A 20,535-nucleotide genomic window follows, 5' to 3' on the forward strand; every position below is an offset into this window, starting at 1 on the left:
CAGCCGACGTTCGTTCGGATGAACTTAGACTGGGGAAAGAGGCGGGTGTTCGTTCGGAAGGGGTTTGGGGCTGTAATTCGTTAAGACGGTTCAAACAAACCGGATCTGAATCTTTTTGCCGAGTCCATACGCAATCTTGTTCAGTGTGGATAGTGTCGGCGATGCCTGCCCCTTTTCGATCCGGCTGATGTTGGATTGGCGGAGGCCGGAGCGCGTCGCCAGTTCTGTCTGCGTCAGGCGCTGCCGGCGGCGCTCTTTCAGGAGCAGCATTGTCAGCTGATATTCGAGCTCATGTGCTTCCCACTCTTTTTTGAATTCCGGGTTTTTCAATTGTTCGTCGAGATATCTGTCGAGGTCGTCCATGGTGCTTCACCTTCCCTTATGAAGTGTCAAATATTTTCGGCGCATTTCCTTGGCTCGCTCAAGTTCCCTTGGGGGAATTTTTTGCGTCTTTTTGATAAAGCCGTGTGTCAGTACGGCCTTGTTGCCGAAAAAGAAGAAATAAAAGACACGGCTGATGTTGCTGCCGGCTTGCGCGCGCAGCTCAAACATGCCGTCGCCCAAAGCTTCTGAATAGGGCATCCTCAGCGAAATGCCCATGTCCTGCAAAGCCTTTATCGAGCGAAGCATTTTCTGTCTCATGGGAATGTCGAGCGAGTCGAGAAATTCTTGGACGGGAATGTTGCCGGTTTCTGTTTTGTAGAATTCGATGTCCATGGTTATTCCTTTTTTGATATATTATACACCCGAGGAGGGAGTGCGGCAAGCAGGACGATAGGAAATAAAGCTGCGGCTGCGGGCTTGACAAACTGCATCGCCTTGCTATATTATGGAAGCCAATTAATAACCCTTGCATTCCCGCTGAGTGCAAGCCGGCCTGATTCTTTCGCGGAATTAGGCCTTTATTTTGTCTTTTGCAGAAGAGGAGTTTTATAGTGAGAAACGATACTGCATGTTTTATTGATGCGGGGTATTTACAGAACTTGCTCGGCAACCTGGGGAAGCCGAAGATCAATTACCAGAAGCTGGTGAAAGCCATGTGCGGGCCGAACGGTCTCCTGCGCACGTATTATTACGACTGCAAGGCCTATATGAGCGCGGTTCCGACGGAGGAAGAGAAGGAACGGCAGATGAAACAGCAGAGCTTTCACGAGTATCTGCAGCGCCTGCCGCAGTTCGAGTGCAAATTTGGGCGGCTGGAAAAGCGCCACGACGAGCTGGGCCATGTGTTCTTCGAACAGAAGCGCGTCGACGTCATGCTCGCCATCGACCTTGTGACGCTGAGCACGAAGCGACTGATTCGCCACGCGCTCTTGATGACGGGGGATTCGGATATGCTGCCGGCCGTCCAGATCGCGAAGAACGAGGGCGTCGTCGTCGAGCTTTTCCACGGCGGCCACTCGACGCACCGTGAACTCGTGCAGGCTGTCGACGTCGCTACCGTGGTCGATCAGAAATGGATTGCACGGATCAAGGCATAAACGCAAGGCATGGATTCGTTTTAGGAATAATTTAAGGAAAAAACAGTGATTTTTATTTGCCATTCGTTTTTCTTTGTGGTATTATCGGGAAGGAATTGGAAATGGGGAACCGAGGAAACATGGAAACTCAGGGGCTCCTCAATTTTCAGTTCGCTCAAAAATATTTTATATCTTTAAGGAGGAGTTTCTAGTGAAAAAAACTCTTACGGCGGCTCTCACGACGGCGCTTGTCGTCGGTGCAGCTTCCACGACGTTCGCTGCGGCCAACCCGTTCAGCGACGTCCCGAGCGACCATTGGGCCTATGACGCTGTTGCGCAGCTCGCTGACGACGGCATCATCGAGGGCTACGGCGACGGCACGTACCGCGGCCAGAACGAGATCACGCGCTATGAGATGGCGCAGATGGTCGCGAAGGCCATGGCGAAGGAAGATCAGGCCAATGCACAGCAGAAGGCTATGATCGACAAGCTCGCCGCTGAGTTCAGCGAAGAGCTCAACAACCTCGGTGTCCGCGTCTCGAACCTCGAGTCGAAGATCGACAATGTGAAGTGGACGGGCATACTGCGCTACGACTACAAGAAATCAAACTACGAGGGCCAGGAGCGTGCGAAAGACAAGCGCAAGAACGCGCTTTTGTTCCGCATGAATACGGTAGCAACGGTCAACGACCACTGGAAGGTCAAGGCTCGTATCGACGCTTCCACGGATATGGACAAGGATAATGATGCCAGCAATAACAAGGGCTGGGGCGCTAAAAAGAACCATAGCAATACGGATCGTAAGCTTACCTTGAAGCGCGCTTATGCTGCCGGCCACTATGGCATCACGGACATCAATGCCGGCCTGATTCCGCTCACGACGGAGCAGGGCGTGCTTTTCGACAGCGATATTACGGGTGCGCAGGTCGTCGTCGGTGCCGACCAGAAGTTCACGGGCACGCTGACGGCAGGTCGTATCGATCTTTCGGATACGTCCATGGGCGCAGCTATGGGCAGCTGGATGATTGACGCACAGAAGAAGGGCAAAGCTGGTGCGGGTGTGGTCGACCAGTCCACGGGCACGATCTGGGGCTTGAACCTCACATGGAAGCCGACGGACAAGGTCAGCGTTGCCGGCGAGTACTACCGTCTTACGCACAGCCAGATTTTCAAGCGCTACAACAACAATGACGGCAAGACGCAGTCCATCTGGGGCATCGGCGCCAGCTACAAGTTCGACGACAACTTCAAGGCCAGCGCCGGCTACTGGAATAACACGGGCTTCGAGGATACGCGCTACTACCTTGAGGGCGTCAGCAAGGAGACGCCGGAGCATCGCGGCTACAGCAACCATGCCTGGAACGTCCAGCTCGACTATAAGGGGGCGCAGCCGCAGAATGCGCGCACCTACGGTCTCTATGCGGCGTACCGCTATCTTGGGCAGGGCGCTGTCATCGAGCCGACCTTCAATGGCGCAGCTTGGGGCCAGAAGGGCTGGGAGATCGGCGGCCAGTACGTCTTCGCGAAGAACGTCATGGGCACGCTCCTCTTCTTCAGCGGCAACAGGATTCGCGACATCGAGGATGGTACCCATCATAAGGACAACGGCGTCAACACGATGTTCGGCCGTCTCGAATACTTCTTCTGATAAGGTTTTGCCGAAAAAGGAATCCCCGCATCGCGGGGGTTCCTTTTTTCTCATGAAATTCTCATCGAAAACATAAAATATATTAGCAAAATAAGGCTTGCATTTTAAATTCACTTATGCTATTCTGGACAAGAACCGATTGAGAAAGAGCGAACCAAGAGGAAACATGGACACTCTGGAAAACCGCTCCTCCTTCTTCGGTTCAGCCGAAATTTATTCAAACTTTTTAAGGAGGAGTTTCTGATGAAAAAGACTCTCACTGCGGCTCTCACGACGGCGCTTGTTGTCGGTGCAGCCTCCACGACGTTCGCTGCGGCCAACCCGTTCAGCGATGTTCCGGCCGACCATTGGGCCTATGACGCTGTTGCGCAGCTCGCTGACGACGGCATCATCGAGGGCTACGGCGACGGCACGTACCGCGGCCAGAACGAGATCACGCGCTATGAGATGGCGCAGATGGTCGCCAAGGCCATGGCGAAGGAAGATCAGGCCAATGCACAGCAGAAGGCCATGATCGACAAGCTCGCCGCTGAGTTCAGCGAAGAGCTCAACAACCTCGGTGTCCGCGTCTCGAACCTCGAGTCGAAGATCGACAATGTGAAGTGGACGGGCGAACTGCAGTATACGTACTACAAGCACAACTTCGAGAGCGGTGATCGTTTCCCGAACAATCATGGTGCGCCTCAGGATGAACGCCAGAACGAGCTTCTGTTCCGCCTCGAGCCTGAGGCTACGGTCAATGATCACTGGAAGGTCATGGCTCGTGTCGATGCCACGGTTGATATCGACAAGGACAACCCGGCCGATAAGAAGTGGGCATCGAAGAACCATGAGGATACGGATGCCAAGGTCACGCTCAAGCGTGCCTATGCTGCCGGCCACTATGGCGTCACGGACATCAATGCCGGTTTGCTTCCGGTCTTCACGGAGCAGGGCATGGTTCTTGATGACAATATTACGGGCGCACAGGTCGTCGTCGGTGCCGACCAGAAGTTCACGGGTACGCTGACGGCTGGCCGCATCGATCTTTCGGACACGAAGATGGGTGATGATGTTGGCGGTTGGATGAAGGACAATGGCTTCACGGTTGACCAGAAGACGGGCACGATTTGGGGCTTGAACCTCACGTGGAAGCCGACGGACAAGATCAGCGTCGCCGGCGAGTACTACCGCCTCACGCACAGCCAGATCTTCAAGCGCTACAACAACGATGACGGCAAGACGCAGTCCATCTGGGGCATCGGCGGCAGCTATCAGTTCGACGACAACTTCAAGGCCAGCGCCGGCTACTGGAACAACACGGGCTTCGAGGACACGCGCTACTACCTCAAGGATGTCAGCAAGGAAGAGCCGGATCATCGCGGCTACAGCAACCATGCTTGGAACGTCCAGCTCGACTTCAAGGGTGCAGAGCCTGAGAATGCGCGCACCTACGGTCTCTATGCGGCATACCGTTATGTCGGCCAGGGCGCTGCCATCAACCCGACGTTCGACGGCGCAAGCTGGGGCGAAAAGGGCTGGGAGATCGGCGGTCAGTACGTCTTCGCGAAGAACGTCATGGGCACGCTCCTCTTCTTCAGCGGCAACAGGATCCGCGACATCGAGGATGGTACCCATCACAGGGACAACGGCGTCAGCAAGCTGTTCGGCCGTCTCGAGTACTTCTTCTAATTTGACTCTGGTAAGAACCCCCGCATCTGCGGGGGTTCTTTTTTGCCTCTCCGGGAAAGTCTATGGTATAATGGAGAAAACAGAGACTTGCTGCTGTGCGGCTAGAGGAGAACTTATGGGTGAGGAAAACAAAGGGAAGAAATACCAGGACACCGTGTTTCGGATGTACTTCGACAATGCCGCACGGCTGCGGGAAGTGGCGGGTGCGCTTCATGAATGTACGTATGCGAGCGAAGAAGATGTAAAGATCGTGACATTGGAAGGAACATTCCTCTCACAGGTGAAAAATGATGTGTCTTTCCTGCTGTCGGGGCGTCATCTGATTCTGATCGAGCATCAAAGTACGGAGAACGAAAATATGCCACTGCGCTGCCTCTATTACGTATGCGAGCAGTTCCGCAAGGCTGTGTCTGCCAAGCAGCTTTATATGAAAAAACGGATCGGGCTTCCTGCACCGGAGTTCCATGTATTCTTCACGGCGGATACGGAATTGCCGGAAAGATGGCAGATGAGGCTTTCCGACGCCTATTTGGAGTCTGGGGCGGAAAGCAGTCTGGAACTTACCGTGACCTGCCATAATATCGCGTATAAAAGCGGCAGGAAGCTGCTCAAAAAGAGCCGCTCGCTGCATGACTACAGCTTCTTCATCAGCCGCGTCAAGGAAAACATTGCGGCAGGAATGGAGCGCAGCAAAGCTATACGGGAGGCCATTCGCTATTGTGAAGAACACGGCATCATGGAAGAGTTCCTAAAAGTGCACGAGAGGGAGGTTGTCGATATGGTAAACTTTGAATGGAACCAACAGGAATACGAAGATGCCATCCGTGAACAGGGGCGTGAGCGAGGCCTTGAGCAAGGGAGAGTCATGGTTGTTCTGGGGCTGCTCAAGCAAAAGCAGCCGCTGGAAACCATTGCGGATGCTGCGGAATTGCCGCTTGAGAAAGTCAGAGAGATCGGCCGCCTGCACAGTTTGCTTTGAGGCAGGAGAGGGGAAAAGAGAATCGTTCAGTTGAATTTTTCTGGCCTTAGGGAAGTGATGCTCAATTCAGCCCGCCGTCTTGGCAATTTTTTTCTCCGCATAGCTGCGCTATGCGGAGAATTTGTCTCTTGGATCAATTGGAAAATTTGCTGCCAAGCCGACGCGCTTCATCCTAATTCAGCACATCTTTGGATTTTGTCGCAATCTTGCTCTTTTTGGTAACAAGTATTACCGCAGATGCTTTTTTGCTTTGTTATGATAGCGTTGTCGCGAGGAACTGTGAAGTCGGTTCCCAAATGATTTTGCAAAAGAGAAAGGGCGGTATATATGGAGAACAAGATGTTTTGCTTCCAGTGTCAGGAAACGGCGGGCTGCAAGGGATGCACTCAGGTGGGCGTTTGCGGCAAGAAGCCGGAGGTCGCGGGGCTTCAGGATTTGCTGATTTATGTGACGAAGGGGCTTTCTTCTGTATCGACGGCGCTGCGAGAGGCCGGAAAGCCGGTGGCTGTGTCGATCGATGACCGTGTGACGCTGAATCTTTTCATCACGATTACAAATGCAAATTTTGATGAGGAAGCGATTGCTGCGGCCATCGAGGAAACGCTGCGCATGAAGGCCCAGCTCCTGCAGGAGCTGGACGATCGCGCGAATCTGCCGGCGGCGGCGCTCTGGCACGGCGCGCGCAGCGAGTTTCAGGCGAAGGCGGCATCGGCGGATGTCGGCGTTCTCGCGACGGAAAACGAGGACGTACGCAGTCTCAGGGAACTTGCCACGTATGGGCTCAAGGGCATGGCGGCGTACAACCATCATGCGAATGTGCTCGACTATCGCGATGAGGCGGTCGACGCCTTTATGCAGAAGGCTTTGGCACAGCTTTTGGATGACAGCCTTTCGGGCGACGATCTCACGGCTCTTGTGCTGGAGACGGGCAAGTACGGCGTTGCCGTCATGGCTCTTCTCGATAAGGCGAACACGGAGACGTACGGTCATCCGGAAATCACGAAGGTCGCTCTCGGCGTGCGCAGGAATCCGGGCATCCTGATTTCGGGTCACGACCTCAAGGATTTGAAGGCGCTGCTCGATCAGACGGAAGGCACGGGCGTCGATGTCTATACGCACGGCGAGATGCTGCCGGCGCATTACTATCCGGCGTTCAAGAAGTACGCGCATTTCGCGGGCAACTACGGCAATGCCTGGTGGCAGCAGAAGGAAGAGTTCGAGGCGTTCAACGGCCCGATCCTCATGACGACGAACTGCATTGTGCCGCCGAAGGCGAGCTATCAGGATCGCATCTTCACGACGGCCGCCGTCGGCTTCCCCGGCTGTCCGCACATAGAGGAGAAGGACGGCAGGAAGGATTTCTCCGCTGTCATTGAGCTGGCGAAGAAGTGTGAGCCGCCCAAGGAGCTGGAGCAGGGTGAGATCGTCGGCGGTTTTGCGCATGAGCAGGTCTTCGCGCTCGCCGATAAGGTCGTCGATGCCGTGAAGTCGGGTGCGATCAAGAAGTTCATCGTCATGGGCGGCTGCGATGGCCGTCATAAGACGCGCAGCTACTACCGCGAGTTTGCAGAAGCTTTGCCGAAGGACACGGTCATTCTGACGGCAGGCTGCGCGAAGTACAAGTACATCAAGCTCGATCTCGGCGACATCGGCGGCATCCCGCGTGTTCTCGATGCGGGCCAGTGCAACGATTCCTACTCTCTGGCGCTCATCGCGCTGAAGCTCAAGGAAGTGTTTGGGCTCGCCGATGTGAACGAGCTGCCGATTGTCTACAACATCGCCTGGTACGAGCAGAAGGCGGTCATTGTCCTTCTCGCACTGCTGCATCTCGGTGTAAAGAACATCCACCTCGGGCCGACGCTGCCGGCATTCCTCTCGCCGAATGTCGCAAACGTGCTCGTCGAAACCTTCGGCATCGGCGGCATCACGGATGTCGAGAGCGATATCAAGAGCATGATCGGCTGAGCATCGTGTGTGCCCAGGCAAGATGATAAAATAAGGAACGGGCTTCTCTTGCAGAAAAAGCAGGAGAAGCCCGTTTTGTGTATGTGACTAGGTGATCGATCGTGTTATTCCGTCAGATTTAAGGCCGCTTCCTCGATATAGGGCATCTTCTTGTCAATCTTCAGGATGTGCTGCACGAGCCAGTTGAGGAGGAACTTGATGAGTTTGTCGAGGGCTTCCTCCTGGTGGGCGTCGATATCGTCGAGGTCGATATTGTTCAGCTGTTCGACGAAAGCGGTGTGGGCTTTCACTTGCTCGGCCAGACCGTCGTAGTTGATGCTCTTCATGTAGCGTTCTTCATCAGCGAAGTGTTTGATCGTGTAGTCGCGCAGTTCGCCGATAATCGCGACGATGTCGTCGAATTTATCGATGCGGAATTCGTCATGCACGAGCTCGTAGGTCTGGCGCACCAAGTCGAAAAGCGTTTCGTGCTCCTTGTCGACAAGCGGAATCTGCGTGCGAAATTCGTCGGTGAAGGCGAAGGGATCGGCGGGCGCGGATTTTTTCTTGATGACGGCAGCTTTTGCGGGCTTGCCGGGCTGGGGAACGTTTTTCGGGGGCGTGCTTTCCGACGTTTCTGTTGCAGGTTTCTTTGCCGCTGCAGCTTTTGCCTTTGGCGCAGCTTTGGCGGCGGTCTTTTTTTGCTTTTCTGCCTTTGGCGTGGGGGCCGTTCCGTCCGCGCCGCTTTCTCCTGCTGCGGCAGCTTTCCTGCGTGCGGGGGCGGGTTTCCTCTTGGGGGCGGGCGTTTCCTCCGGCGCTTCAGCGCGGCTTTCTTCGGCATCGGCTGTGTTCGCTGTGGGCGCGACTGCTGTCGCCGCGCTGTCGGAAGCATGCGGCGTCTCGCGCTCTGCTGCTTTGGCTGCCTTGGCCGCCTTGGCCTTGGCTTCCATGGCGGCCGCCTTGGCTTTCTTCTGTGCGCTGGCAATCAGCATGTCGCTTGAGAGGATGTGCTGCAGGAACCATTCGTTGAGAAAGTTCATGAGCGCGGTAAGTTCTTCGTAATCGTTTTGCCAGTTCAGGGAGGTCCTGTGCTGATCGATGACCGTGCGGAAGTGCGCGTGCGCCTCCTTTTGCTCCGCAAGCTCAGGGTCATGGGACATGCCCATGATTTCCTCCTCGTATATATGCTGCTTGGCGATATGCTCTTGCATGGTGTCGAGGAGCTGTGCGCTCATGCGGTGAAAATCGTCCTCGTGGTTTTCATCGAGAGCCTGGCGCGCCTCTTCCATATCGGCGAGAAGGCGGCGATGGCCGTTGTCGATAAAGGGGATGCCTGTTTCAAAATTTTCTAGGAAACGGTACATTTTTGTGCCTCCGTTTTTAGGGAAATGCTGGTGAATGCAATATCTCCCTAAGCGTAATATACATCTTCTTATCTATATCGGGTTTTAGGAAGTTTGTCTTAATCCTGTCTTTTGACCTAGAGAAAGTTCTGCAGCACAGAAACGGCGCGGCTTTGTTCTTGATGATGCAGGGCGCATGGACTGCGCCTGTGGCGGCACAACGGCATTTTTCCCATGGATCTGCCGGCTATGCTATAATATATTTGTCAGGGAACATGGGCAGAGGAGGGAAAGCATTGGAGCAGGATTCACTTTTCCGGCGTGAGGTCGATCTGCCGTTGGCGGCGCGTATGCGGCCGAGGTCATTGGCGGACTATGTGGGGCAGCAGCATCTCGTGGGCAAGGGAAAGATGCTCTCGCGCCTTATTGCAGAGGATAAGATTTTTTCCATGATATTCTGGGGGCCGCCGGGCGTCGGCAAGACGACGCTCGCGCGCATCATCGCGGGGGAGACGAAGGCGCGCTTTATTGATTTTTCGGCGGTGACGAGCGGCATCAAGGAGATCCGCACGGTCATGCAGGAGGCGGAGAAGAACACGGCGTACGGAGAGCGCACGATCCTCTTCGTCGATGAGATTCATCGCTTCAACAAGGCGCAGCAGGATGCGTTTCTGCCCTTTGTGGAAAAGGGAAGCATCATCCTCATCGGCGCGACGACGGAGAACCCGTCCTTTGAGATCAACAGCGCACTTCTCTCGCGCTGCCGCGTCTTCGTGCTCAAGGCCCTGCAGAAGGTGGATATTCTGGGTTTGCTGCGCCGTGCGCTCACAGCTCCCGAGGGTTTCGGCAATCAGAGGGTGGAGATCGCGGACGACCTTTTGGAAGCGCTCGCCGCGTTCGCCAACGGCGACGCGCGCACGGCGCTTTCGACGCTGGAAATCGTCGTGCTGAACGGAGAGATGGAGAACGGCGCGCTCAAGGTCACGCCGGAGACGGTGGAGCAGTGTTTGGCGAAGAAGTCGCTTCTTTACGATAAGAAGGGCGAGGAGCATTACAATCTGATTTCGGCGCTGCACAAGTCGATGCGCAACTCCGATGCCGATGCGGCAGTCTATTGGCTCGCACGCATGTTGGAGGCGGGTGAGGATCCCTTGTACATCGCGCGGCGCATCGTGCGCTTTGCGAGCGAGGATGTGGGGCTTGCCGACCCGCGTGCACTGGAGCTTGCCGTTGCTGCGTACCAGGCGTGCCACTTCATCGGCATGCCTGAGTGCTCGGTGCATCTGACGCAGGCAGCTGTTTACATGGCGCTCGCGCCGAAGTCGAATGCGATGGAAACCGCCTACCTCAAGGCGAGAGCCGACGCGACGGAGCGCCTCGCCGAGCCCGTGCCGCTCGTGATCCGAAATGCCGTGACGCAGCTCATGAAGGACGAGGGCTATGGTAAGGGCTACCAGTACGCGCACAATGCGAAGGAAAAGCTCACGAACATGCAGTGCCTGCCCGACGATCTTCTGGGAAGGGTCTACTACGAACCGACCGAGGAGGGGCTGGAAGCCCGCTTCAAGGCGCGGCTTGCGGACATCAAGCGATGGAAGAAGGAGCATGGCGCGAAGTAGCGGCGGTGCGGAGGACGCGCGGCGCTTCTATATAGGGGGGAAGGCCATGGGTATTTATCTTAATCCCGGTTCGGGGATGTTTGAGCAATCGTTGAATTCGGAAATTTATGTGGACAAGACGGGGTTGATCGAGCAGACGAATCGTCGTTTCAAAAGCCAGCAGAAGTATCTGTGCGTGAGTCGCCCGCGGCGTTTTGGTAAGACGATGGCGGCGGATATGCTCTGTGCCTACTACGATCGCACCGTTGACGGCGCCGCGCTTTTTGCAGGGCTTGCCGTTGAAGCGGCGGAGAGCTTTGCGACGCACCTAAACAACAGCGACGTCATCCGTCTTAATATGCAGGAATTCCTGAGCGAAACGGATAGTATAGAGGAATTTCTTGCTTTTTTGCAGGAAGCCGTGCTCTGGGAATTATTGAAAGAATATCCGGATTTTACATACTTTCGCAAGAATAATTTACGCAATGTAATGGAGACAATCCATCAGCACACCCGACGCTTCTTCGTCATCGTCATCGACGAATGGGACTGTATTTTTCGTGAATACCCGCAAAATATGGCGGCGCAGCGGCAGTATCTTGACTTCCTGCGCGATTGGCTCAAGGATAAAGCGTACATCGGCCTCGCATATATGACGGGAATCCTGCCGATCAAGAAGTACGGCACACATTCCGCGCTCAACATGTTCATGGAGTTTTCCATGGAGAATCCGCGCCAGTTCGCGCCTTTCGTCGGTTTTACGGAGGACGAGGTGAAGGCATTGTGCACGCGCTACGCCATGGATTTTGCGGAATGCCGTGCCTGGTACGACGGCTACCATTTCGCCGAATCCGGCTCTGTGTACAATCCCAAGAGCGTCGTTGAGGCGATGCTCTCGCGCGGCTATGGTAACTATTGGAACAGGACGGAAACGTATGAGGCGCTGAAGGTCTATATCGACTTGAACCAAGGCGGTCTGCGCGATGCTGTCATCCGCATGATGGGTGGCGGCAGGCAGAGGATTGCCGTAGGGAACTTCGCCAATGATATGACGACCTTTACATCGGCCGATGACGTGATGACACTTCTCGTGCATCTGGGATATCTTGGCTATGACAAGACAACGGAAGAGGTCTTTGTGCCGAACAACGAGATTCTCAGCGAGTATGTCAACGCGACGAAACAGGGGGAAGCATGGGAGGCCGTGCGCCGTGCGCTGCAGGAGTCTGACGCGCTCTTGGAGGCGATTGCCGCGAAGGATGCGCCTGCTGTAGCGGAGGCTGTGGAGCGGGCGCATCTCGAAACGAGCTATTTACAGTACAACGATGAAAATGCTCTCGCCTATACGCTTTTCCTTGCTCTTTACAGTGCGCGGCGCTTCTATCAGCTTGTGCGCGAGTTGCCGCTCGGCAAAGGATTCGCCGACCTCGTACTGCTGCCTCGTCCGGCGTATCCCGGGCGTGCGGCGGTTGTCATCGAGCTCAAGTGGGACAAGGGCGCAAGGGCGGCAATCTCTCAAATCAAGGAAAAAAGGTACGGCGAAGCATTGGCGTCTTATGTGGGGAGAATTCTGCTCGTCGGCATAAGTTACGACAAGAAGACGCGCAGGCACAGTGCAGAGATTGAAGAACTGGTAAAATAAAGAAGCGACAAAAGGCTGCCCTGCACAAACGCAGGGCAGCCTTTTGTCGCTTTTTTATTTTCGCTAAGACAGCAGCAGACTGTCATTCGCCAATTCGTTGCCGGCGGCTTTTTCGAAGAGTGCGAGCAGGTCGCGTACGGAGAGGCGCGATTTTTCCTCGCTTTTGACATCGACGAGGATCTGTCCTTCGTGCATCATGATGAGGCGGTTGCCGAGGCGCAGGGCGTCCTTCATGTTGTGTGTGATCATGAGCGTCGTCAGGCGGCGCTTGTCCACGATGTCTTTGGTGATGTCGAGCACTTTTTCCGCGGTCTTGGGATCGAGCGCCGCCGTGTGCTCGTCGAGGAGCAGGAGTTTCGGCGAGGCCATCGTCGCCATCAGGAGTGTCAAGGCTTGGCGCTGGCCGCCTGAAAGCAGGCCGACCTTGGATTCCAGCCTGTCCTCGAGCCCGAGGTTGAGCCCCGCCAGAAGCTCCTTGAAGTGTTGCCTCTGCGCTTTGGAGAAGCTCCAGCGCAGCGTCGGCGTGCGGCCGCGCCGTGCGGCGATGGCAAGATTTTCTTCGATCATCATGCCTGCCGCCGTGCCCATCATGGGATCCTGGAAAACGCGCCCGATATATTTGGCGCGCTTATGCTCCGGCCACTTCGTGATATCGTCGCCGGCAATGACGATGCGCCCTGTGTCGACGCGGAAGGTTCCTGCAATGGAGTTCATCAGCGTCGATTTTCCGGCGCCGTTGCCGCCGATGACGGTTACGAAGTCGCCGGGCGCGAGATGGAGCGAGACGCCCTTCAACGCGAGTTTTTCCGTAATCGTGCCGGGATTGAACGTTTTGGAAATGTTTTCAATGCGAAGCATCAATGCACACCCCTTTTCATGCCGCGGATTTTTGACTGGATCAGCGGCAGGGAGAGCGCAAGCGCGACGAGCGCCGCTGTGAAGAGCTTGAGATCGTTCGGCGGCATGCCGAGCTCCAGGACAATGGCGATGACAGCGCGGTAGACGATGGAGCCGCCGATTACGGACAGCAGGCAGTTCTTGAAGCTTCGCGTGCCGAAGAGCACTTCACCGATGATGACGGAAGCGAGGCCGATGACGATGGTGCCGACGCCCATGCCGACATCGGCAAAGCCGTTGGCCTGAGCGACGAGCGCACCGGAGATGGCGACCAGGCCGTTTGAGAGAAGCAGCCCGAGGATGATCGTCATATCCGTATTGACGCCATTGGCGCGGATCATGTTCTGGTTGTAGCCCGTCGCACGGATTGCCGCGCCGAGCTCTGTGCCGAAGAAATAGTAGCAGACGACGCTGATGAGGGAGACGACGAGAAAGCCCATGGCAAGCACGGCGATTTCGCGCTCCAGACCGAAGGACTGCGCCTGCGTAAAGATGGTTTCGGTATTCAAAAGAGGCAGGTTCGCCTTGCCCATGATGCGGAGGTTTACGGAATAAAGCGCAATCATGGTGAGGATGCCTGCGAGAAGTGCGGGAATCTTGAGCTTCGTTGTCAGAAGCCCCGTGACGACACCGGAAAGCATGCCCGCGAGAAAGGCGGCGGCGATGGCGATGAGCGGTGAAAAACCGCCTGCGAGAAGGCTGGCCGCCGTCGCAGCGCCGAGCGGGAAGCTCCCTTCGACGGTGAGATCGGGGACGTCGAGGACGCGGAACGTCAGATAGACGCCGATGGCGAGGAGCGCCCATAAGAGCCCCAGTGAAACGGTTGGGATGATGAGATCCATGGAAATATATTTCTCCTTTGTGAAAACGACATAAGGGCGTGCGCCCGGAGGGAAAAGCGTGATTGGTGTACGTTGGCCGCTCAAATGAGAAAACCCCGGCGCGTAAGGCCGGCCGGGGTTTTTATCGAGAGGAGGCGCAGAGCGATTGGCAAGGCTTCTGCATGTCCGGAAAGTTTACTCGACGATTTCCGCATCCTTGAGGACGTCGTCCGGAATCTTTATGCCGAGTTTTTCCGCATTCGTCTTGTTGATGCAGACTTTGAGATCCTTCGGCATCTCTATGGCCATATCGGCGGGCTTGGCTTTCCCTTCGAGGATGTCGGCCGCCATGTTGCCGGCCTGTTTGCCGAGCTTGTAGAAGTCAACGCCGTATGTGGCGAGCGCACCGGCTTTGACCCAGTTGTCCTCGCTGCAGAACACAGGTTTCTTCGCCGGATCCGTGATGGCGAGGAGCGTCGGGACGGCCGAAGCCATGACGTTGTCCGTCGGCTCGAAGAAAGCGTCGACATCGCCGACGAGGCTGTTGGCCGCCTGCTGGATGTCGTTGACCGTCGAAATCGTTGCAGTGCGGACCTTGAGCCCGCGGCTCTCGGCATACTCGGTGATGGCCTTGACCTGCACCTCGGAATTGACCTCGCTCGAGCAGTAGATGACACCGATGGTCTTTGTCTCGGGAGCAATCTTCAGGAGCAGATCGATCTGATCCTTGATGGGGCTCATGTCGCTCGTGCCCGTGACGTTGCCGCCGGGTTTTTCATTCGAGGCGACGAGCTTCGCGCCAACATAGTCGGTGATGGCCGTGCCGACAATGGGAATGTCGTGCGTCGCATTCGCCATGCTCTGTGCAGAGGGCGTCGCGATGGCACAGATGAGGTTCATCTTTGCTGAGACGAAGCGCTGGGCGATGTTCTGGAGGTTCGACTGGTCTGCCTGCGCGTTCTGTCGGTCGATGGTGATGTTCTTGCCCTCCTCGAAGCCGCGTTCCTTGAGACCGTCGACAAAGCCCTTGCTCGCTGCATCAAGCGCGTTGTGCTCGACGAGCTGCACAATGCCGATTTTGATGTCCTTCGTGTCGGCGCTCTGTCCGCCGCATCCTGCAAAGCCAAAGCTGGCGGCGAGGAGCGAGGCGCCGATGGCAAGCGCCTTGAGCTTCCGTGGAATATGCATGATGATTCCGCCTTTCTTCCCTAAATTATTGGATGTAATACGAATATTATACATGTTTGGCGCAGGAAAAGCCAATAGCAGGAAGAAAACGGCTCGTTTGTCCTAATTTTCTTTGTGCTCTTGGCAAATCAGGCATCTTATCGTATAATATCACTACGATAACACTTTAACGAAGAAAAGGAGTGGCTGTTTTGAAGAAAATCTTATTCCTCTGTCTGTCGCTGGCCTTGGCGGCAGGACTTGCTGCGGGCTGCGGCGGTACGGCGGACAAGACCTCGTCTGAGACGCCGAAGAAAATCGTCATTGGTCTCGACGACAATTTCCCGCCCATGGGTTTCCTGGATGAAAACAATGAGATTACGGGCTTTGATGTGGATCTTGCGAAGGAAGCGGCGAAACGTCTCGGCACGGAGGTGGAATTCAAGCCCATCGACTGGTCGAGCAAGGAGGCGGAAATCCAGAGCGGCCGCATTGACGCGCTTTGGAACGGTCTGGAGATTACAGAAGAGCGCAAGAAAAACCTGCTCTTTTCGGAGCCTTATATGAACGACCAGCAGGTGATCTTCAAGCGCGCCGACGATGCCTCGATCGCGAAGGAAGACGATCTCAAGGGCAAGACGGTTGCGACCCAGAGCGCCTCGGGCACGGCAGAGGATTATGTGGACGGGCATAAGGATACGACGGGCTACAAAGACGTGAAGAAGTATGCAGACTATCTGTCCGCCTTCATGGATTTGGAGAACGGCCGCGTCGATGCGATTGTCTGTGACGAGATCATCGGGCGTTTCTATATGTCGAAGCATCCCGACAAGATTGCCGCGCTCGAAGGCCACGTCGGCCCTGTGACGCAGTTCGGCGTTGCCTACCGCAAGGATGATACGGCGCTGAAGGAGAAGATGCAGAAGGTTCTTGATGAAATGCGTGCCGACGGCACGATGGCGAAGGTTTCCGAGAAGTGGTTCGGCAAGGACATCACGAAGCTGTAAGATATTTTAAGAGGCTGTGCGCAGGCTTTGGCTGGCGCACAGCCTTTGCTGCATCTCAAGCTGTTTTATTGAGCAGGCGCGATGCTCATGGCAGAATGATAAAGAAGCATTGGCAGAATATGTGGGCAACATGATGGTCAGGCTGCTCGAGTACATTGTGGTCAAGGAGGACGGGCAGATCGTTGTTATTCTCAAGGGCGGGATTCGCTGTTGGAGGGTAATGTTCAAGAACACATAAATATCATCACTTGTCCGTCGCAATGCGTATGTGCAGGCATCTTTTGCGTTCGTACCATACTTTCAGCGTTCATAACCATTTTTATTGGCTTTTCGCAAAAATATTATAAAATAATAGGGATTTGATTACGATAAATGTATGAAAGAAATCCATTTGCAAGGAGCTTGGTATCATGAAACATCCATTTTTAAACAGAACAAATGTTTTGCGGGGGGGGGTACTTGTTCCGCGCATCCTCGCAGCACTGGCGGCAGGCGTCGTCACGCTCGGCGCACTCCCCTGCGCCCATGCCGATCCCATCGTCCGCTCCTCCGTCACGGAGGATATCGATGCGCCTGACGGCGTTGCGGGCAGCATCGACGGCAGCGCCGCGACCATCACGATCGGCACGGAGGGCGGCGGCACATCGCCCAGGATCAAACACGGCAGCGGGTTTACGTCTGTCTACGGCTCGCGGTACAGGGGTGCTGCGCCGTCATTTACGCTGCAGGGCGGCAGGGCGGTCATCCGCAGCGGCCGGATGCGGCAGCTCTACGGCGGTAATGCCAGAGTCCAGACCACCGGAGGGGCGGATGCCTCCGTGCAGGTCACGGGGAGCAGCGTCACGAGCACGGGCGGTCGGATCACAGATGTGTTCGGAGGATACGCTTCTGCACAGTCGGATTCGGGTAATGCATACGCTGCAGCACGCGGGAATGTTGTGCATCTGCAAGGGGGAGTTTATCAGACTGTACACGGCGGCCTAGCCGAGACTCGCACGAACGCGGGCAGCAGCACCGCCATCGCCGAGGGCAATACGGTCTATATCAGCGGAGGCACTTATCAGTACGGGGGTTACATTACGGCAGGCTGGGCAAAAAGACCTGACCCAGGCACCAGCATCGCTCGCAACAACACGATCGAGATCACGGGTGCGCCCGGGCCGCTGCCGAGCCTGATCGGAGGGCGTGGCGGTGTAGGCAGCGGCAGAAATATTTTAGAGAACAATGCGCTGATCGTACGCTATACAAAGGGCATCACGGCAGCCTCTGCGGAAGGTTTTCAGAGATTCGTCTTCTATGCGCCTGCAGATCTTGCCGCCGGGGAACCGATGCTCTCGCTCCCTTTCGCGGCGCCAGATGTCCAACTTGAAGGCGCTGCCGTCGAGGCGTATCTGCCGGGCAGCAGCACGGCGCATGAGCTGACCCTCCTCCAGACCGCCAGTCCCGCCGGCATCACGACGGACGCGGCGACCAAGATGACGGTCTATGAGGGCATTTCGGGCACGCTGGCGAATGCGATGTATGTGGACAGCACGGGCAAGAAGCTCCTCGTTCGACGTGACGGCGCATTCCAATTCACCGGTGGGGACAACGCAAAGTCCCTCGCTGAGACGATGGCAGGGGCGGCGGCATTCCTCGGTACGGGTGCGCATCTCTTTACAGGGCCGGGCATCTCAAGCGCATCCATTGAGGCGGCGGCAGCGAGCGGCTTCGCCCCCTTTGCCGCGCTTGACGGTGCATCTCTGCGCCATGAGACGGGTTCGCACGTCGAGATGACGGGCATGAATCTCGTCGTCGGATTCTCGCGTGAGCTAAAGCGCGGGAACGACCGCCTTCTCTTCGGTCCCCTCGTTGAGTACGGGCGCGGCAGCTATGACAGCTACGTCAACGCGGTGCACGGCGATGGCACGGTGTGGTATCTCGGTGTGGGCGGATTCGTGCGCAGGGAACACGCGAACGGCATGTTCTATGAGGGCAGCCTCCGCTTCGGGCGGTCGGACATGGACTACGCCGCTGACATCCGCATGGGTTCCGGTACGGTGCACACGTCCTACGATACGGATGCGAACTACATCGGCGCACATCTGGGGATCGGACAGCAGGTCACCGCAAAGAACGGAACAGAGCGAGAGATGTATCTCCGCTATTTCTACACGCGGCAGGACGGGGCGAGCGCGACGCTCTCCACGGGCGACCGCTACGACTTCTCCGCCGTGGACAGCCACCGCCTGCGGACGGGAATGCGGTGGACGATGCCGCAGACGGGCGGCGCTCTGATCCTCGGTACGTCGGTGCAGTATGAGTTCGGCGGCGACACGAGTGCGACCTACCATCGCCCGGGCGGGCTGTCCTACACATCGCCATCCCCGTCTCTCAAGGGATTCTCCGGCAGCCTCGAGGTCGGCTGGAAAGCCGCGATGAGCGAGAACGCCACTGCCAATGTCGCCGTCGAGGGATGGATGGGCAAGCAGCGCGGCGTATCCCTCAACGCAAGATTCGAGTGGGGGTTCTGATACGGTTTTTCCGCGCGTTTTAATTCTTTGTCCAATATTTTTGGGGAAACGGATAATTCCCTATGGAATCGCTGATAAAATAGACCTTTCGCTTTGCTTCCCTGTCAAGGAGAAAAATCCAACGGATCAGCAGGGGCCATGCGGAGGACTCCAAGGTGCGGGCGAAAAAGATGCGCTAAGAGACGCAAGCTGAATGTATCAATGATTCCCTATATGCGGTTTCTGTGTTTTCAGCAGAATATCGAGAAATTTGATTGGGCTGCATGTATAATTCTTCCTGATGTAGAATGAAAAAGAAACAGAGATTCCATTCGTCAACTCGACGTCTGGAAGTTTTGCGCCAGCCGTTGGAGGATGGCGCTGTGACGGTCGCACGTGTCAATGCGATGCTGGCATTTCCCTCTCGTATCATTTTGGTAGCGGCAATGAACGAGGTAACGTCGATGAGGATTTCTCGTTCATAACAATTCATTTTTTTTGAGGTGTCAAATTGGCACCTCAAGTTTTGTTGCCGAAAAGACTTCAGTCATTCCGCATGGCGTATTCCTCAACAATCTGGTCAATCCGAGGGCCTTGGGGACGGATCATAGAGCAGTTTTCCTATGAGGTAAGATTTGCCGTTTATTTGATGTTATGGTATGGTATAAAATGAGTAAGTGCAAGGCGGTGGCAGGATAGGGAAGTCCGCACCAAAACCCATTGGTGAAACACATCAACATAGTGGTGCTTAATTGCAGACAATCCTTCAAGACGTGTTTGATCATTTTGGAGGGGAATACTGAAAAACAGGAAGCCAATGGTGTTCTTATGCCCTACGGAAGTTGCCGACGGATGCACAAGAAGGGAAACATGGATCTTCGGGACACGGAGCAGGTTCCCGTGAAACAGGATATCGAGGAATACATTCGGCGGGAGGTTCTTCCCTATGTGCCGGATGTGTGGGAGGATGTCTCCAGGCGCAAGAGGGGCTATGAGATTCCCCTTACTCGGTATTTCTACCGCTACGAGGAACCGGGCGATGCCGAAGAAAGTACACTGCGGGGCATTGAAGCATTCGGAAAAAAGATACAGGAAGATATTGCCGCTCTGTTCGAAGATCGGAGGGATTGATATGTCGGAGATGATTTTTACTTTTGACGAAATAAAGCAGCGGTTACAGCCGGTTTTTGCAGGGCATCATATTCGCCGGGCGATTCTCTTCGGATCTTATGGCAAGGGGACAGCAACGAAAACGAGCGATGTGGATTTGCTCGTGGACAGCAATCTGCGCGGCCTGAAATTCATGGGGTTTGTGGAGGAACTGCGGGAGGCTCTGGACGATAAGGACATGGATGTGTTCGACATCACCCATATCGAGCCACGGTCGAGAATTGCCGAGGAAATCAAGCAGACGGGAATTGAGATTTATGCGCGATAAAATCATTGTTGACAAAATGCTCCGCTATGCCAACAAGGTGTGTGAATACTGCAAAGGTGTTTCCTATGAGGATTTTTGCACCAATGATATGCTCATTGAGGCTTGCGTGTTCAATCTCGGTCAAATCGGGGAACTTACCACGAAGCTAGGAGAGGCTTTCAAGAAGGAAAATACACAGGTGGCGTGGGCGCAAATCTATGGCTTGCGGAATCGTATCGTACATGATTACGAGGGCGTGAATTTGCGGCTGATTTGGGAGATTATTTCTGATGATATGCCGGAGCTGAGAAGTGCGCTGAACGGTATAAAAAAGAGGTTTGGCGAGAATGAGTAGGTATGCGGCACATATTGCACTTGTCAACAAAAACTAGACACAGAAATTCCAAAGTTCCTGTTGTAATTTTTATTTTACAACAGGAGGGAACTTT

19 protein-coding genes and 1 pseudogene are annotated in these 20,535 nt (G+C 55.4%); 14 read left to right on the top strand and 6 right to left on the bottom strand.

The features are described from left to right. Positions 1-90: 90 nt before the first annotated feature. On the bottom strand, positions 91-363 hold the full coding sequence (locus ACRTGH_RS06650) for a helix-turn-helix domain-containing protein (protein ID WP_368846660.1): 273 nt from the start codon (positions 361-363) through the stop codon (positions 91-93). 6 nt (positions 364-369) lie between these two features. Next, entirely contained in the window at positions 370-717 is a 348-nt protein-coding gene (locus ACRTGH_RS06655) for a type II toxin-antitoxin system RelE/ParE family toxin (RefSeq protein WP_368846659.1), read from the bottom strand. A 218-nt stretch (positions 718-935) separates the two neighbouring features. On the opposite strand from ACRTGH_RS06655, the gene ACRTGH_RS06660 reads away from it, so the two are divergent. The 5 genes from ACRTGH_RS06660 (at position 936) to hcp (ending at position 7,723) form a co-directional block, all read left to right on the top strand. Beyond that, the gene (locus ACRTGH_RS06660; RefSeq protein ID WP_368846658.1) at positions 936-1,481 is read left to right on the top strand and encodes an NYN domain-containing protein; all 546 of its coding nucleotides are present in this window, start codon (positions 936-938) and stop codon (positions 1,479-1,481) included. A gap of 190 nt (positions 1,482-1,671) precedes the next feature. Continuing rightward, positions 1,672-3,108: a putative porin gene (locus tag ACRTGH_RS06665; protein WP_368846657.1), complete on the top strand. Its 1,437-nt coding sequence runs from the start codon at positions 1,672-1,674 to the stop codon at positions 3,106-3,108. 243 nt (positions 3,109-3,351) lie between these two features. Beyond that, on the top strand, positions 3,352-4,779 hold the full coding sequence (locus tag ACRTGH_RS06670) for a putative porin (RefSeq protein ID WP_368846656.1): 1,428 nt from the start codon (positions 3,352-3,354) through the stop codon (positions 4,777-4,779). Between the two features lie 115 nt (positions 4,780-4,894). Next, the gene (locus tag ACRTGH_RS06675; RefSeq protein WP_368846655.1) at positions 4,895-5,758 is read left to right on the top strand and encodes an RpnC/YadD family protein; all 864 of its coding nucleotides are present in this window, start codon (positions 4,895-4,897) and stop codon (positions 5,756-5,758) included. A 327-nt stretch (positions 5,759-6,085) separates the two neighbouring features. After that, positions 6,086-7,723: a hydroxylamine reductase gene (gene hcp, locus ACRTGH_RS06680; protein WP_368846654.1), complete on the top strand. Its 1,638-nt coding sequence runs from the start codon at positions 6,086-6,088 to the stop codon at positions 7,721-7,723. A gap of 104 nt (positions 7,724-7,827) precedes the next feature. On the opposite strand, the gene ACRTGH_RS06685 is transcribed toward hcp, so the two are convergent. Then, the gene (locus tag ACRTGH_RS06685) at positions 7,828-9,066 is read right to left on the bottom strand and encodes a bacteriohemerythrin (protein WP_368846653.1); all 1,239 of its coding nucleotides are present in this window, start codon (positions 9,064-9,066) and stop codon (positions 7,828-7,830) included. 254 nt (positions 9,067-9,320) lie between these two features. Between ACRTGH_RS06685 and ACRTGH_RS06690 the strand changes: the two genes are divergently transcribed. Both ACRTGH_RS06690 and ACRTGH_RS06695 read left to right on the top strand, forming a co-directional pair. Further along, positions 9,321-10,664 carry a replication-associated recombination protein A gene (locus ACRTGH_RS06690; RefSeq protein ID WP_438474085.1) on the top strand — a complete coding sequence of 448 codons (1,344 nt, stop codon included), beginning with the start codon at positions 9,321-9,323 and terminating at the stop codon, positions 10,662-10,664. Positions 10,665-10,710: 46 nt separating this feature from the next. Further along, entirely contained in the window at positions 10,711-12,285 is a 1,575-nt protein-coding gene (locus ACRTGH_RS06695; protein ID WP_368846652.1) for an AAA family ATPase, read from the top strand. A gap of 63 nt (positions 12,286-12,348) precedes the next feature. On the opposite strand, the gene ACRTGH_RS06700 is transcribed toward ACRTGH_RS06695, so the two are convergent. From ACRTGH_RS06700 to ACRTGH_RS06710, 3 genes are all read right to left on the bottom strand, one after another. Continuing rightward, entirely contained in the window at positions 12,349-13,143 is a 795-nt protein-coding gene (locus ACRTGH_RS06700; protein ID WP_368846651.1) for an ABC transporter ATP-binding protein, read from the bottom strand. Further along, the gene (locus ACRTGH_RS06705) at positions 13,143-14,024 is read right to left on the bottom strand and encodes an ABC transporter permease (protein WP_368846650.1); all 882 of its coding nucleotides are present in this window, start codon (positions 14,022-14,024) and stop codon (positions 13,143-13,145) included. Before ACRTGH_RS06705 ends, ACRTGH_RS06700 begins: the two co-directional genes overlap by 1 nt. Positions 14,025-14,198: 174 nt before the next feature. Next, positions 14,199-15,191, bottom strand: a complete 993-nt coding sequence (locus tag ACRTGH_RS06710; RefSeq protein ID WP_368846649.1) for an ABC transporter substrate binding protein — start codon at positions 15,189-15,191, stop codon at positions 14,199-14,201. Positions 15,192-15,382: 191 nt separating this feature from the next. Between ACRTGH_RS06710 and ACRTGH_RS06715 the strand changes: the two genes are divergently transcribed. From ACRTGH_RS06715 to ACRTGH_RS06745, 7 genes and pseudogenes are all read left to right on the top strand, one after another. Beyond that, positions 15,383-16,177 carry an amino acid ABC transporter substrate-binding protein gene (locus ACRTGH_RS06715; protein WP_368846648.1) on the top strand — a complete coding sequence of 265 codons (795 nt, stop codon included), beginning with the start codon at positions 15,383-15,385 and terminating at the stop codon, positions 16,175-16,177. Positions 16,178-16,193: 16 nt separating this feature from the next. Next, positions 16,194-16,415 (top strand): hypothetical protein, encoded by a 222-nt coding sequence (locus ACRTGH_RS06720; protein ID WP_368846647.1) that lies wholly within the window; start codon positions 16,194-16,196, stop codon positions 16,413-16,415. Between the two features lie 172 nt (positions 16,416-16,587). Further along, positions 16,588-18,690 carry an autotransporter domain-containing protein gene (locus ACRTGH_RS06725; RefSeq protein ID WP_368846646.1) on the top strand — a complete coding sequence of 701 codons (2,103 nt, stop codon included), beginning with the start codon at positions 16,588-16,590 and terminating at the stop codon, positions 18,688-18,690. Between the two features lie 314 nt (positions 18,691-19,004). Beyond that, positions 19,005-19,154 (top strand): annotated as a pseudogene (locus ACRTGH_RS06730) (ATP-binding protein); the annotation flags it as partial. Positions 19,155-19,539: 385 nt separating this feature from the next. After that, positions 19,540-19,800 carry a hypothetical protein gene (locus ACRTGH_RS06735; protein ID WP_368846645.1) on the top strand — a complete coding sequence of 87 codons (261 nt, stop codon included), beginning with the start codon at positions 19,540-19,542 and terminating at the stop codon, positions 19,798-19,800. A gap of 1 nt (position 19,801) precedes the next feature. Then, positions 19,802-20,107 carry a nucleotidyltransferase family protein gene (locus ACRTGH_RS06740; protein WP_368846644.1) on the top strand — a complete coding sequence of 102 codons (306 nt, stop codon included), beginning with the start codon at positions 19,802-19,804 and terminating at the stop codon, positions 20,105-20,107. Next, positions 20,097-20,441, top strand: a complete 345-nt coding sequence (locus ACRTGH_RS06745; protein WP_368846643.1) for a HepT-like ribonuclease domain-containing protein — start codon at positions 20,097-20,099, stop codon at positions 20,439-20,441. The genes ACRTGH_RS06740 and ACRTGH_RS06745 overlap by 11 nt, the downstream gene beginning before the upstream one ends. Positions 20,442-20,535 lie beyond the last annotated feature (94 nt).

Source organism: Selenomonas oralis, from assembly GCF_051603425.1.
GTDB lineage: Bacteria > Bacillota > Negativicutes > Selenomonadales > Selenomonadaceae > Selenomonas > Selenomonas sputigena_A.